The organism is Vibrio sp. 1-1(7) (assembly GCF_013048485.1).
In the GTDB taxonomy this organism is placed as follows: Bacteria; Pseudomonadota; Gammaproteobacteria; order Enterobacterales; family Vibrionaceae; genus Vibrio; species Vibrio fujianensis.
In genome coordinates, this window is the sequence record NZ_VHSP01000001.1 from 1,626,715 (window position 1) to 1,641,243 (window position 14,529).

General features: G+C 44.0%; 11 protein-coding genes. 3 read left to right on the plus strand and 8 right to left on the minus strand.

Going from position 1 to position 14,529, the window contains the following annotated elements:
• The first annotated feature begins 34 nt into the window (after positions 1-34).
• Both FKN05_RS07470 and leuE read left to right on the plus strand, forming a co-directional pair.
• Positions 35-1,183, plus strand: a complete 1,149-nt coding sequence (locus FKN05_RS07470; protein WP_099611760.1) for an aminotransferase-like domain-containing protein — start codon at positions 35-37, stop codon at positions 1,181-1,183.
• 552 nt (positions 1,184-1,735) lie between these two features.
• Complete coding sequence (gene leuE / locus FKN05_RS07475) at positions 1,736-2,377, plus strand: leucine efflux protein LeuE (RefSeq protein ID WP_099611759.1); 642 nt, start codon at positions 1,736-1,738, stop codon at positions 2,375-2,377.
• 65 nt (positions 2,378-2,442) lie between these two features.
• On the opposite strand, the gene FKN05_RS07480 is transcribed toward leuE, so the two are convergent.
• From FKN05_RS07480 to FKN05_RS07505, 6 genes are all read right to left on the minus strand, one after another.
• Entirely contained in the window at positions 2,443-3,021 is a 579-nt protein-coding gene (locus FKN05_RS07480; RefSeq protein ID WP_099611758.1) for a TorD/DmsD family molecular chaperone, read from the minus strand.
• Between the two features lie 179 nt (positions 3,022-3,200).
• Entirely contained in the window at positions 3,201-4,013 is an 813-nt protein-coding gene (locus FKN05_RS07485; protein WP_099611757.1) for a dimethyl sulfoxide reductase anchor subunit family protein, read from the minus strand.
• A gap of 3 nt (positions 4,014-4,016) precedes the next feature.
• A complete protein-coding gene (locus FKN05_RS07490; protein WP_099611756.1) occupies positions 4,017-4,634 on the minus strand; it encodes a DMSO/selenate family reductase complex B subunit in 618 nt (205 codons plus the stop codon).
• Positions 4,635-4,645: 11 nt separating this feature from the next.
• Entirely contained in the window at positions 4,646-7,081 is a 2,436-nt protein-coding gene (locus FKN05_RS07495; RefSeq protein ID WP_161428056.1) for a DMSO/selenate family reductase complex A subunit, read from the minus strand.
• Positions 7,082-7,221: 140 nt separating this feature from the next.
• Positions 7,222-7,734: a ferredoxin-type protein NapF gene (napF, locus tag FKN05_RS07500; RefSeq protein ID WP_099611755.1), complete on the minus strand. Its 513-nt coding sequence runs from the start codon at positions 7,732-7,734 to the stop codon at positions 7,222-7,224.
• Between the two features lie 122 nt (positions 7,735-7,856).
• Positions 7,857-9,425, minus strand: a complete 1,569-nt coding sequence (locus FKN05_RS07505) for a sensor domain-containing diguanylate cyclase (RefSeq protein WP_170887184.1) — start codon at positions 9,423-9,425, stop codon at positions 7,857-7,859.
• A 422-nt stretch (positions 9,426-9,847) separates the two neighbouring features.
• On the opposite strand from FKN05_RS07505, the gene FKN05_RS07510 reads away from it, so the two are divergent.
• Positions 9,848-11,263 carry a tetratricopeptide repeat protein gene (locus FKN05_RS07510; protein WP_170887185.1) on the plus strand — a complete coding sequence of 472 codons (1,416 nt, stop codon included), beginning with the start codon at positions 9,848-9,850 and terminating at the stop codon, positions 11,261-11,263.
• A 96-nt stretch (positions 11,264-11,359) separates the two neighbouring features.
• Here FKN05_RS07510 and FKN05_RS07515 read toward each other — a convergent pair whose 3' ends face one another.
• Positions 11,360-12,430 (minus strand): hypothetical protein, encoded by a 1,071-nt coding sequence (locus FKN05_RS07515; RefSeq protein ID WP_099611752.1) that lies wholly within the window; start codon positions 12,428-12,430, stop codon positions 11,360-11,362.
• A 332-nt stretch (positions 12,431-12,762) separates the two neighbouring features.
• Positions 12,763-14,490, minus strand: coding sequence for an ABC transporter ATP-binding protein/permease (locus tag FKN05_RS07520; RefSeq protein WP_099611751.1), 1,728 nt, complete (start codon positions 14,488-14,490; stop codon positions 12,763-12,765).
• Between the last annotated feature and the right edge of the window lie 39 nt (positions 14,491-14,529).

The window sequence follows — 14,529 nt, forward strand, 5'->3', positions numbered from 1 at the left end:
AGTCATTCAATAAAAAGGGCTACCGAGAGCATACATGGACATCGCAAAATCGTTACAACAAGTCAAATCATCCTATATTCGAGAGATCCTCGCCGCTGCGAGTGATAAGAATGTTATTTCTTTAGCTGGAGGGCTACCTGATGAAGCGACATTTCCGATTGAGCTAATGCGTGCAACATTAGTGGATCTGGCAGAAAAACCGCATGTGTTTCAATATGGCGCTACAGCTGGCTACGGCCCGCTGATCGATTTTCTCAAACAACATTTTGCGTTACCCGCCCATCATGAGGTGATGATCACCACCGGATCACAACAAGGGCTAGACTTAATCGCCCGTGCTTATATTAATCCGGGTGATCATGTGGTCATGGAAGCGCCGAGTTACTTAGGCGCAATGCAAGTGTTTGGGTTAGCACAAGCGAATATTGTTACGGTAACACAAACACCAGAAGGGCCAAATCTTGCAGAATTAGAGCAATGCTTTCAATCACAACGCGCTAAATTATTTTACGCCGTCCCAGACTTTCATAATCCAACCGGCATTTGTTGGAGCTTAAACACGCGTCAACAAGTGGCTGAACTCTGTCAACGCTTTGACGTCGTGCTGGTGGAAGATGTTCCGTATCGTGAGTTGCGTTTTACTGGTGAGAGCCACCCCTTGGTGTCTGATTTCTGTCCAGATCAAGCGATTGTTCTGCGTTCTTTTTCTAAGATCGCTTCTCCGGGGCTCAGGTTGGGAGCCGTTTCCGGCCGAGCGACTGATTTGGCTCCGATGATTAAGGTTAAACAAGGGGCCGATCTTCACTCCAGCGTTCCGATGCAAGCTTTATTGCATGGTCTACTTGCTCATCCTAAATTTCCAGAGCACCTTCAGCAGATCCGAACCTTATACCGTTCACGTTATGAGGTATTATTCGATAACTTGAAAAAAGTATTACCGAATGGCTACCAGCTTAATTCAATTGATGGCGGTATGTTTATCTGGCTTACCCTGCCACCATGTGACACGTTTGCGTTGGCTCAACGGTTACTCGCTGAAGGGGTTGCAGTTGTCCCTAGCCCAGTGTTTTATCCAGATCCTGACCATGCACCAGCGGCACTACGTTTAAACTTCACTAATTCAACCGAACAAGAATTAACCAAGGCTGTTCAGCGTTTAGTTTCAGTCTTAACTCAGGCTTAATCGAAGGCTCCGGGGGAGTTTAGCTCCCCTTTTATATCCTACCTGCAACTCCACGTTGTTTGGGTATCTCAACCTGCTTTGTGTAAAGTAATCATAAAACCTTATCAAAGACCAAAAATCAGATAAAACCTCCAATTGAAAACAAATTTCAGGAGAATTTCTCTATATAACGAATAAAAACAGCACCCCTCTAAATCAAAACAAAAAGGCAACATATTATATTAATAAAAACCACAAAAATGGATTCTAATTTCATATTAAAAGCTAAAATCCAGTTTTATAAACTATAATTACAAAAATAAACAAACAGATATTTCAAAAAAAACAAAGACCGTTATTATACACCCAAGCTCACTCCATTAAGACGACATTCAGTTTGAATGCCAACCAATCGGATATATAACATGAATGTATTGGCCTATTTTTTTGATCGCCGATACAGGATGAATGACCGATGTTGTTCACATCATTGATCATCGAACAATGGAAAACATGAGCTCATCGCACAGTGGTGTGCATTGACTTTATCGATGTTATTTTTGCGAGAGTGGTATGTTGGAAAATATCGGAATTGTGAACCTTTGGGCCTATTTGGTTGGTGTCTTTCTCATTGTGATCGTCCCCGGCCCTAACTCTATTTTTGTCTTAACGGCCAGTGCAAAACATGGAGTAAAAGGTGGCTATAAAGCGGCGCTTGGCGTATTTAGTGGCGATGCTTTATTGATTTTCCTCGCTTTTTTAGGTGTTGCAACACTGGTTAAAAACTCGCCCATTCTCTTTCATGTGATTCAATACATGGGGGCTGGGTATCTTTTCTATTTGGGTGCCAAAACCATCATCCGTAGTTTTCGTCAATGTGATCAAGCGACAGCACAAAATCAAGTTGGGAAAAAGAATCAAGGTATTTATCTAAAAGCTTTAGGGCTGAGTGTATTGAATCCGAAAATGATTATTTTCTATGTTTCTTTCTTTATTCAGTTCATCGATTTTAATGCTGAAAGTACTGGGCTCTCTTTTTTGGTTTTGGGTTCAATACTCGAGCTGTGCAGCATGCTCTATCTTTCCCTGTTGATTTTTGCGGGGTTTGGTATCACCAATAGAGTGAAACAAAATCAAAAACTAGCGAAATTGTCCAATACCTTCATTGGCTCGCTGTTTGTGCTCTTTGCTTTAAGATTGGCGCTCACCGCTTAATGTTTGCTGATGAAAGGCAATACAAACCTTTCATCACGATGCAAAGTGACCAATATTAACCACGTTTAGCATGACGTCATCATCACTGTTTGTGAGGGCGTGATGCTATTTGCCAACTCGTTTAAAAAACACTCAGCTAGGGTTGCCAAGCCATAATAAAAATCCCCCGCTGAGCAAGCTGATTTTAACTGCTGTAAATATTGCTCAGCCCACGGCAACAAATGATCAACGAATAACACTAACGCCGCATTCTCTTGATCTTGTTCAATAAAATGTGCCAACGCTAATAACATCAACCCAAAATGATCTTCTGGTTCATGGCTCGTCAATTGCACTTCAATACCGTTTTGGTGCAAAAAGCGACGATACGCTAATGTGCTCTCGCCCATGACGATGTGCTCGGGATCTAAATAGACCGAGCCCCACGGCGGCGCTGGCATATCACCGACCCCTTCAAATAAGAGGCTAAATTGATCTGAATCTGGTGCGGGTAATGCTTGGCACAAGGCGTTAATCTCTTCCGGCTTTTGCCAAGAAAAATAAGCCGCTAGATTGGGTAGATCTTGTTGGGCATATTGAGCCGGTTCACTATGAGGTGGATAATAAAATAAGCTACCTAAAACACGAGGGACCACAGCTAGCATAAGTTTTCCTTATTCACTAAAAATAACCAGCCTACCGCTTGTTCACATTCACGACGAAGCAGTAGACTGATTTTCGATTAACTCACTCTGCCGATAACCGGTATATCTAAACAACTTAGCGTTGCCGATACCAAGGAAATATTAGGGTCTGTTGACCCTCGGTTAATCGACCGTGACGATCACATGGTTATCCACCATAAATTATAAAACGTGATGCGTTCAGCAAGCTCACCGAGCAACACCAGCACTGCGCCACTGAGCAATAGCGGCGTCACTTGCTGTTTTTTTAGCCCACCAAGCCCAGCGAAGATAAGCGCAATCACCACCCCAGCAAGATAAATATACCAAAATATCATTTGCCCTTGCACAAGGTGAGGAACCGTTTCATTGAGAAATGTCATATAACCAGAGCGGGTCACTAAGGAAAGGAGCGCCCCAACCATCACCACAATGCTGCCTAACCGATAAACCCCGAGCGCTAAAGCCGCCATTCCGCCAGAAATGAGCACGGTTAACCACAAATGTAGCGCAGTGTAATGGGTGTTCCACGCTGGGACGGTTTCCAATTGATACACTTGGGTAATCGACCAAGCAAATGCCAAGCCAAGTAACACCGCCACACCGTTAATCCATTGATGTTGGGTGTTGGTCATGGTGAATTGAAAACGGGTTTTCAGCCATGTACGAACACGAGGAATACCCAGTGCTACCGTTAACAATGCACTACCAAAATAGAGACCACTGAGCACAATTTCATTGCTCATGGGCGAACGTAGCAGGCCAAACAATAAGTTAAACGCCCGTTGTGGCTGGCCCATGTGTAAGCCGCCAATTGCCATACCTATCGCAAATAGAATTAACCCGATGAAGTTAATTCTATGCTGTTGAGTGGCAGTGATTTGCCCCATAAGACCGGCGATAAAAGCCAGTAACATCATACCAACCGCTGTCTGGCCTAAGACGGTAAAAAAGACTAAAGGTAATTCATGCATCGTTTAGACCTCTGATGGATTTTGAATAGCGCCCGTGGTATCACCCGACATTCGTGCATCGGCATGAGCTTTAATCACTAAGCTGGGCTTGGTTAAGCGTGGATCTGGCAGTGGTGCCACGGCATTGGTATTGCCATATTTGGCCCGCAAGATCTCAATTTCATCAAAATCAAGTGCTCGTTGAGGACACGATTCGACACAAACGGGTTTTAATCCTTGCGCTACCCGCTCATAACAACCATCACACTTCGACATCACTTTCTTCTGTTCATCGAACTGAGGGGCACCGTAAGGACAGCGCATTTCACAATAGCGACAACCGATACATACATCTTGATCGACCACCACTAAGCCATCTTCTGAGCGCTTATGCATCGCTCCGGTTGGACAACCTTTGACGCAGGCAGGATCTGCACAGTGGTTGCAAGAAATCGACAAATAGTAATTAAAGGTATCTTGCTTCCACGCATTGCCTACTTTTTGCCAATCACCGCCACCATATTCATAAACGCGGCGATATTTTGGGCCCACTTCTAGCGCCTTCTCATCTTTACAACTGATTTGGCAAGTTTTACAGCCAGTACACTTTGATGAGTCGACAAAAAAGCCGTATTGTTTCATTTAAAATCTCCTCAGATGCGCTTAACGTCGACCAAATTTGTGTGTTGTGGGTTACCTTTAGCCAATGCTGTTGGCCGTAATGAGGTAAGCCGGTTGATACAACCACCAACATCAACGCCTTCTTTATTGGTCTTCGCCCATGCGCCTTCTGGCATAGCCGTAACTCCAGGCATGATCCGCGGTGAAACCTTAGCTTTAATTCTTAGTCGGCCTCGATCATTAAAGACTTCGACAAAATCATCTGTCTTAATCCCTCGGGCCTGCGCATCAATGGGGTTCATCCAAAGCACATCAGGAGCCGCTTCTTTCAATTGCGCCACTGACGAATACGTTGAATGACAATGCCCTTTAGTATGAAAGCCCGTCATCTGCAATGGGTATTTACTTAACTGCGCTTTGTCTTCAATACCTTCTACCGCTGGCCAGTACTCTGGGATCGGTGAAATTTTATCGCCTGGTAATAGCTCCCACTGTGTCGCGAGCTCAGCGAGCGATTCTGAGTAAATTTCAATTTTACCTGATGGTGTTTTTAGTGGGTGTAACTGCGGATTATCGCGAAACTCTTTTAAAGCAATATGTTTACTGCTATCAGCGACGCGGCGATCAATCACTCCCATACCATCGGTTTCGGAAAATGGTGGAAGATGGGGCTCTTGTTTACGTACTTGGTTATACGCAAACTCAATCCATTCTTGGTAGGTGCGTCCTTCCGTAAAGGCCTCTTTGATGCCCATTTTTTCTGCAATTTCAGCCAATACATCATAAGTCGGACGATTTTCCCACATAGGTTCAATCGCTTTTTGTAAACGAACCAAATAATGATAGGAGCCCGATTGGTATGAGTTGTTGATCAACTCATCTGATTCTAGTGTCGAAACATCTGGCAATAATAAATCGGCATACTTCGCTGTCGCCGTCATGTGGTTATCCCATACCAGAATAAACTCGCACAAGGATTCATCGCGCAGCACTTTATCCACTTGGTTTAGGTTCGAGTGCTGATTTCCGGTCATATTCGAGGCATAGTTCCAGAGAAACTTAACGTTAGTGGCTAATCGATCACGACCTTTGACGTAATCTTTTTTCGCTGTCATTTCTGTGCCACGGGTAATCGCATCTAACCAGCTAAAACAAGGAATGGAAACTTTTACTGGGTTAGCAATGGCAAGGCCAGCTAATGGATAATTAACACTCCCTCCCCAAGTCCCAATGTTAGTACCAGGGCGGCCAAACTGTCCGGTCATAATCGGTAGCATCATAATGGCACGAGAGGCATGTTCACCATTTTGAGTCCGTTGCACACCCCAGCCTTGAGAAATCCACGCTGCTTTCGCGCCAGCAATTTCACGCGCCAGCTCACGAATACGCTGTGCTGGAATTTCCGTTAATGCTTCAGCCCACTCGGGTGTTTTTTCTGTTTTATCTTCACCCAAACCTAAAATATACGATTTATAAGAAGCATTCGCCGGGGCACTCGCTGGTAACGTTTCTTCACTCCAACCGACCGTATATTGATTAAGCATTGCTTCATCAAGCAAATTTTCTTTGATCAACGTATGTCCAATCGCAGCCACTAACGCCGCATCGGTTCCCGGACGGATAGGTAGCCATTCGGCATTAAAGGCGGTAACACTGTCGGTACGGCGAGGATCAATCAAAATAACCCGGGCACCACTTTGCTCTAGCGCATGATAAATTTCGGCAATTTGCCCACCACCCGACATGCGAGTTTCCGCCAAGTTTTGGCCAAACATCACCACTAAATCAGAGTGTCTGATTTCAGAAAATAACGTTTGTTGCTCAGTGCCATAAATATTACCGGCTTGACCAAAAACGAACGGCTGAATTCGGTTTAATTGCGCTTCAGAATATGTGTTATGCATATCCAAAAAGCCCCCGGCTAAATTTAGCAGCCGTTTACAGGTATTACGACCTTGTAAGTTCGCACCGGTTGTACCACTGCCATATTGATAATAAATCGCTTCATTACCATACGTGCTAATGACCCGTTTTAACTCATTTGCCACAATAGTAGTTGCTTCATCCCAACTGATCCGTTTAAATTTTCCTTCACCACGCGCGCCAATGCGCTTCATGGGGTATTTTAAGCGATCGGGGTTATAGGTGCGAAAACGAGCCGAACGGCCACGTAGACAAGGACGAATTTGATGCTGTCCAAAAATGGCTTCATTAACACCATCTTCAGGTGATATTTTTACCGCCACACCATCACGGACATGAACTTTAAACGGACAACGACTGCCACAGTTCACTAAACACGCGCTATAGCGGATCTGCTCTTCGCTTGGGGATGATTCACTTTTCGCTGCGAGTGCATTAAATGGCAAGCTAATTGAACTGGCGGCCACCGCAACGCCAGAAGCCGCGGCTGAGCTTTGAATAAACTCGCGGCGTGTAAATAGTTTTTTTATTATTGATGTGGACATAGACCCTCCAGTATGTGAGTCTATTATCAATAACAGTGGCTATTTTCTCCTATGATCCCCATCAATTAAAGAGAGATTACCGGTAACATTGGCCAAAAAACCGAATTAATCACTAATGAAAATCATTATTGCTACCCATTTCACACTCTGATGTTCCAGCTTATAGCACTGGCAGGACAAGCCGCTCGACACTGCCCACAACCATTGCACAAGGCAGAGTCTACTGTTGGTTTTTGGTCTGGTAAGCATTGAATCGCTTGGCTCGGGCATTGCTCGACACAAAGTTCACAATAGCCAAATAAACGACTATGGCACGCATGAGAAAAGGTCGGTAATAATTCGGTTTGAGTGGCAGGCTGCAAAGCGCCTGTCGGACACGCCTTGGCACACTCACCACAGAGCTGGCAATGGTGATAATCCACACATAACTCTGGCCATTGATCGTGGCATTGAATCACAGAATTAGGGCAAGCCTCAGCACACAAACCACAACCATCACATACTTCACGAAACAGCCCTTCGGCAAGTGCACCAGGGGGACGAGGAATGGTACGTTTTGGTAAGTGATCAGCTTCTTGGTAGGCTGACTTACCACGAGCCAGCATATTACGAAAAAGATCACGTCGACTAACATTACGGGGAGCATCACTCATAATAAACGGTCTTAAGTGCAAACAACACCTTCATCATAGCTTGAAAAAAAGCAAAGCAAAATACACCTTTCACTGCTCGCTTAGCTCAAATAACAGATCGAGCCACTTAATCAATAAGGCGACTATATAGCTTCGACTCGATTACGGCCATTTTTTTTGGCTTGATAAAGTGCGATATCCGCTCTTTTGATGGTTTCTTCAATCGAATTTTCTGATTGTTCTTGCCAAAAAGAAATCCCCATAGAGACCGTCAAGTACCCCACTTGGGTAAATCGATGAGTCGCAATCGTTCTGCGTAAACGCTCCGCGCTGTCTTGGCTATCAACCAAAGAACGGTGAGGAAGTATGATGAGAAATTCTTCGCCACCTAATCGATAAATACTCGCTTCATCTGGCCAGTAAGCTTTCATAAGCTCGGCGATTTCTATCAAAACCTGATCGCCTGCATCATGCCCATAGCGATCATTGACTTTTTTAAAGAAATCGATATCAAGAAACACAAAAGATAAAGGGTAAGGAGCCAACGCAATAGAGGCGAGTTCTTTTTCTAATCTTCGCCGATTAAACAGTTGCGTCATGGGATCGGTTAAACTGTCTGAGTGCAGTTGCATTATCGTATCGGACATTAAACTAAAGGTTCGGATAAACGTCGCGGTTAGCTGCTGAGCCTCAAAATACCACGGGCTTATTTTTTTCAATTCTAAAGCCGCATCCTCTTTGTCCTCAAAGTGGTTTACTAGGCGAGATAATTGCCACAGTGGCTTAGCAATATAAGTGGCTGCAAACCAAATACTGGCTAATGTAGCGATACCAATAGGAAGAGAAGTGAGAACAACATTCCACATTTGTTGGTTCAAACTTTCCAACGTTCGTACTTTCGGGCGTTGTACAATCACCCCCCAACCGCTCAAATTAACTGGAGCGTATCCAGTCAACATCTCGATATTTTGACTATTCGTCACTAACCTTCCGCCGCTAATACCTTGTGACACCAAATTTATCGCGGCATTATTCTCAATGACTTCTCCAATCCGAGCTTTCTCAGGATGAGAAATCAATGTTCGGTTTTTATCGACAATATACAGGTATGAGCCATCTCGATAGGCATGATCACCCAATAAACCGGTTAAAAAGTTCATTTTTTCCAAGTAAATATTGCCAGCGATATAACCAAGATAGTGCTGTTGATCATCAAAGATAGGCAATGAAATGCTGATCAGATAGTTACCGGCAGGAGAAATGAATGGATCGGTAATGAGTGGAACTCGGGCATTGAGTGATTGTAACTCTCGCTCTTGACTTAATTTAACCCCTTTAATACTTATCGTTTCTGGCGCAATAGCAGCTATCACACCGTCGGCACTCACCACGACAACTGAATTAAATAAATCAGATTGCTCTTTTACTCGCTTAACCTCAACCATGAGGTCGGAATCTGTAGCCATTTTATCTTTTAAAATCAAGCTACTATACTCTAACTGCTTGAGTGTATCTGCAAGAAAGCTGTCTGCAATATCAGACATTTTCTTGGCATACACTCGATTTGATTCAATGGTTTGGTTAATCAGTAGTTCTTTTTGAACATGGTAAGTAGAATAAAATAAATTGACAAAAGTAATCGCCACCCCTAACACGCAAAGTAATAAAATCAGCTTCTGAAGATTTAAATGGCTTTTACTCGTGATGTTCATCGATTCACTTTATCTCATGATACTCATGGCAATTGACGATCTGTACCCAAACAGCTTGGCTGTTGTCGCTAATTTATCATTAACTTAACCATTCAACCTAATTTTTATCTATACCCAAACAACTTGGAGTTGCAGGTAGGCGGCAAGTGAGTGAATCCCCATGAGCATAGACTGGCTATGTGATTGGGATGAAAGAACGTAGCCAACACCCCTGCAGCTTCAAGTAGGAAGGGTATATCCCTATATACCCAAACAACTTGGCGTTACAGGTAGGAAGGGTATAAACCGTACCGCTCATCAAGAGGAGTGTTCCTGTTTGCATGGAAAACCAATGAGCTAAAATAATGGCAAACATCTAATGATCTTGTCATACCTATTTAACTTAGATAGCATCCAAATGATAACCTCTTATTTTAAATATTATGATGCGAACACGAATTTTACCTCTTATTGCCATCGTATTTAGTCTCTTTTTTCTTATTGACTTACAGCGCGCTCCCTCAGAGGAGACGCCTTTAGACTATCAGCAAGTCAAAAGTCACGCAGAACAAGGCGATCGCAACGCGCAATATCAACTAGGTCTCATGTTGCTTGAGGGACAAAGCGTTGAAGCCGATCCAACCAAAGCATTGGACTGGTTTCATCAGGCTGCACAGCAGGGAGATCCGCAAGCACAATATCAGATAGCACGACAATTCCAACGCGAGTATGAGTCTACTCAGATGGTGGCGGACGCTAAGCAGGCCTTACAATGGCTCAAAAAGGCAGCGAATGGTGGCAGTAGCGCAGCACAAACAGAATTGGGGCGCTGGTATGTCAATGGCCTATATACAGAAGATTGGATTGTATGGGTTGATGTTGAAGCCGCGGAACAACTATTTCGACAAGCCATTGAGCAAGACAATAACGATGCACGTTATGAACTGGCACGTTTGCTAGAAGCGAATCCTAACCTAGTTCAAAAGGGTGACAAACTGGCTGATCTCTATCGACAACCGGCCGAAGCGGGCAATGCCGATGCACAATATCAGCTTGGGCGGTTGTACTTTGAAGGCAAGGGGGTCAGGAAAAATCACGACAACGCCTTGGAATGGATGCAAAAAGCAGCGCAGCAAAAACATGCCCATGCGGAGTTCGTTCTTGGGTCTTACGCTGAGCAGTCGGGACAAATACAAGAGGCGATAAACTACTACCAAAGGTCAGCGGAACAACAATTTGCGTCCGCACATGCAAAACTTGGCTTTATCTATTTTAATGGAGTCGGTATCGATAAAGACATCAAACAAGCGGAATTTCATCTGCGAGAAGGTACGCGTTTGGGGCATCAGACAGCTAAAAATTATCTAGTGCAGCTACTTGCTGAGCAAGGAGACGCGGAAAATCAATTCTATTATGGCCAGCAACTTAACAAAACCTTTCGACAACGAACCCGTAATGGCCAAACCGTGCCAGATATCTTTCAGCCTTTTACGTGGTATGAAAAATCGGCACTTCAAGGTTATGCACCGGCTCAAAATCTACTCGGTTTGCATTATACTTCCAGTGATCCAGAGCTATCATTCGAGTGGTACACCAAAGCCGCCCAACAAGGCTTTGGCCCCGCAATGTGGAATCTGTCGTTCCATTATGCTCGGGGCGAAAACGTCGAAAAAAATTGGGTTACGGGAAAAATGTTGCAGCTCGTTTCTGACCATCATCGGTCACATCAGGGTTCGTCTGGATTAGATCGGTTCAACCACTTAATAATTCCTGATACGGTTTTAACTCCATCACAATTAAACCAGGCAAAAACGTTAGCCAATCAGTGTATTGCGCGTAACTATGTAAACTGTTTCTAAGTAAGCTGTCTCTAACTTCGCTGTTAGACTAGAAAACCGGCATATATACCGAAACAACTTGGCGTTGCAGCACTGTTGCGACGGTATATGACCCTCTTAGCGAGTGATCTCCAACACCCGCCCGATGATTAACGCTGGCATACTGGTCAAGAATAGCAACTGTGCCAAATTTAACCATTCGCCAAAATTGCCAGGTGGACTGAAATAGAAGAGCATTGCAAGCAACAAAGTGAGGTAGATTAACAAGGAAAACATAATCTGCTTGTAAGCTTGAGTGCGATTCTTCATCGTAGCAAAAGCAATAACGAACACCAATGTCGGAACTAAAATGCGGCTCAACATCGAGAGAAATCCAATATCGAAACTCGCCACCATGACATTCATTGCAGTAGTGATAATAAATGCACCAAGACCGGACAATACGATTCTTGGCCAACTCACCGTCACAGCATTATAGTGATTAAATAATGTTTCTAAGCGATGATCGAGTGAAGAAAATGTCGCTTTAATAACCTGCTTTATACTGCCACTTCGAATAGGAGTCGGAGTCCAGATATGCTCATGCAGAGCGTCAACGCAGACGTAATGAATGAAATTCCTATCCATACCCATACGCTTAGTGTTTTGTTTAGCAAAATGGCGCACATCATTATCGATTTCACCGAGCATAAGTACGGTGATGCTCACACTGTGCAAGTTGTTTTTACCTAACTCAAAACTTGCGACGACTTTTTGTCTTACGGCGTTCGCATACTGGATCAGTAATGCTTTATTGGGCCGTGGATAATTCGCGTCGGTGATTAGTATAATTTGGGTGTTTAATCCGTCAATTTTGACCAATATACGTTTAGCGTATTGCTGTAGTTCTCGCAATGCTGGAATAGCGATTTTATCCGGTGACCAAATGATCGCTTCCCCACGCTGAATCACTGACTGCGTTAACTCGCCACCCACAATAGGAAGACTTTCAAGATGCTGGTCTCGCTCATGAAGATAGGCCAAAAAATTCGCCTCCCAGCTATCCGGTTCACTTTGCTCGAGGCGACGCTGCCAATCCTCTTCATTGGGCAGATCCAAGTCATGCTGATCGGCATCGATCAACAAGGAAAAATTCTTCTCGACTAACAAACGATCGAGTACTGCACGTTCGAATATTGTTTTATTCATGATCATCCTCGTTGAACATTTAATTAACGTCACGCATTCACGCTAGGATGAATTTAATCGGCATAACTGACGATGCGCAACGTGCTCATTCTATAACAAACGTTCGAAAAAGAGTGCAACTGCCGACATACAAAAATGGAACTCACTGACGTTTACAGCTCAAAGCGCTCTCGATGGCTCTACCAGATTTAGCAAATTGGGTGATGCAGATTGATGGATCTGATGTTAAAAATAGGGCTTAACGACATCATCTGTCGTTAAGCCCATCAGAGCCACAGCATCAATCCGTGTCATTAATGTGTGTAATTGTTAATTATCATCACCTCGTTCAATCAAGCGAATACAGGGGTGTCCACGGTTTGCCTTGTTGGCCTAACCGGCTCTTCAAACTGAGGGGTTAAATCGAGGGTCTTCTGAAAAAGAGGGGCTAAATGGCGCTGATGGCTGACCATCAGAATGACGCTATTGGGTAACGTGTCACGTAACTTTTTAATCAGTAAATAAGCGGTTGGCTCATCCAAATTGCTGGTTGCTTCATCTAAAATCAACGTTTCTGGCTGCACCACAAAGGCTCGCGCTAAGGCTAATTTTTGTTGCTCGCCCCCAGACAATCGTGCTTGCCACTCTGCTTCTTCATCTAATTTTGATGATAAAAATTCCAACCCAACGGCTTCTAATGCCTTTATATAAGGCTGATTATCCGCTAACTCTGGATGTGGATAACTTAAACAGCTTCTCAAGGTTGAAGTGGGTAAGTACGGTTTTTGTGGCAAGAGCAATACGCCTGCTGGCTGAACTTGGTATTCTCCTTGGTAAAATGGCCATATTCCCGCTAAGGTGCGTAACAGTGTCGATTTACCTAACCCACTCGGCCCTTGGATCATCATTGATTCCCCCGCCGCCAGTTGTAAATCTAACTCAGAAAGCAGCGCTGAGCCGTCAGGGCGTAAGATCGAAAGTGCTTGGCAACGAATACCTTGACCTGGCTGTTGATGCAATGCAGGCCGGGAAGCATCAGTGGCTAAATGTTCACATCGCTCCATCGCTTCAACAAACTGCCCTAAGCGAGTCACCGTCGCACTCCAACGCGTGAGATCATCATAACGAAAAATAAACCAACTCAAAGAGGCATAAACCTTCATGAAAGCCATTTTTACCTGAAAGAGCCCACCGACAGTAATCACATTTGCCATCAATGCCGGTATAGCCGCAAAATAAGGCACCATTGCCGCTATTTGATGGTAAGTATTCACCACTAATCCGAGTTTCTTTTCACGCGCCATTAATGCTTTCCAGTTGAGTGCAATGTCGCTGAATCGTGAATCAAGCTGGGCTTTTTCTCGCTGCTGTCCTTTCATTAGTGCGATTTGTTCAGCACTGTCTCGACTACGCAATAAATTAGCACGAAAATTGGCTTCTCGTTTTTGTTGTTGATAGAACAGACGATGTAACTTATGCCCAAAAAAATGGGTCACTCCCGCACCAATCACAGAATAAAGTAAGGCTAACCATAATAAATACCCTGATAGTTGCACACCATCAAATAACGGTAAGAGAAAGTCGCCCGATAAACGCCATAAAATAACGCTAAAAGCACTCAAGGTCGCCACGCTTTTAACCAATCCAATGATTAAAGAAAGCGTGTCAGTCGTTAATAATTTGATATCTTCTGCGATGCGTTGATCTGGATTATCGGGTTCATCCCTTAGGGTAAGGTGGTAAATATTTTGTTGGCTGAGCCAACGACTGACAAACCGTTCCGTTAACCAAGTTCGCCAACGCAGCTCTACCCATTGTTGCAGCCATTTAGCGTATACTGTCATCACAACGACTAAGGCAACAATACCGATAAACTTCAACAATAGATCATAAATAAGTGGCCCATCCAAGGCTGCTAAAGCGTCAAAAAATGCTTTATTCCAGCTATTGAGCTGTACCATCACCTGAACCAACAGCAAAGATAAAGCGATCGTGATCAGAAAAAGTAGCCAGCTAAGTACACTGGCTCGGCTCAACCAATACGGTTTTGCAATCATTAAAAACTGTTTAAAAATTAGCATAAATTCACCAGAATTAACGAGCGCTGGCCAACAGCGAGC

Coding starts and splice junctions, on each gene's coding strand:
- leuE (WP_099611759.1), top strand. CDS start 1,736: ATGTTGGAAAATATCGGAATTGTGAACCTTTGGGCCTATTTGGTTGGT.
- FKN05_RS07510 (WP_170887185.1), top strand. CDS start 9,848: ATGATGCGAACACGAATTTTACCTCTTATTGCCATCGTATTTAGTCTC.
- napF (WP_099611755.1), bottom strand. CDS start 7,734: ATGAGTGATGCTCCCCGTAATGTTAGTCGACGTGATCTTTTTCGTAAT.
- FKN05_RS07485 (WP_099611757.1), bottom strand. CDS start 4,013: ATGCATGAATTACCTTTAGTCTTTTTTACCGTCTTAGGCCAGACAGCG.
- FKN05_RS07505 (WP_170887184.1), bottom strand. CDS start 9,425: ATGAACATCACGAGTAAAAGCCATTTAAATCTTCAGAAGCTGATTTTA.
- FKN05_RS07515 (WP_099611752.1), bottom strand. CDS start 12,430: ATGAATAAAACAATATTCGAACGTGCAGTACTCGATCGTTTGTTAGTC.
- FKN05_RS07520 (WP_099611751.1), bottom strand. CDS start 14,490: ATGCTAATTTTTAAACAGTTTTTAATGATTGCAAAACCGTATTGGTTG.
- FKN05_RS07495 (WP_161428056.1), bottom strand. CDS start 7,081: ATGTCCACATCAATAATAAAAAAACTATTTACACGCCGCGAGTTTATT.
- FKN05_RS07490 (WP_099611756.1), bottom strand. CDS start 4,634: ATGAAACAATACGGCTTTTTTGTCGACTCATCAAAGTGTACTGGCTGT.
- FKN05_RS07470 (WP_099611760.1), top strand. CDS start 35: ATGGACATCGCAAAATCGTTACAACAAGTCAAATCATCCTATATTCGA.
- FKN05_RS07480 (WP_099611758.1), bottom strand. CDS start 3,021: ATGCTAGCTGTGGTCCCTCGTGTTTTAGGTAGCTTATTTTATTATCCA.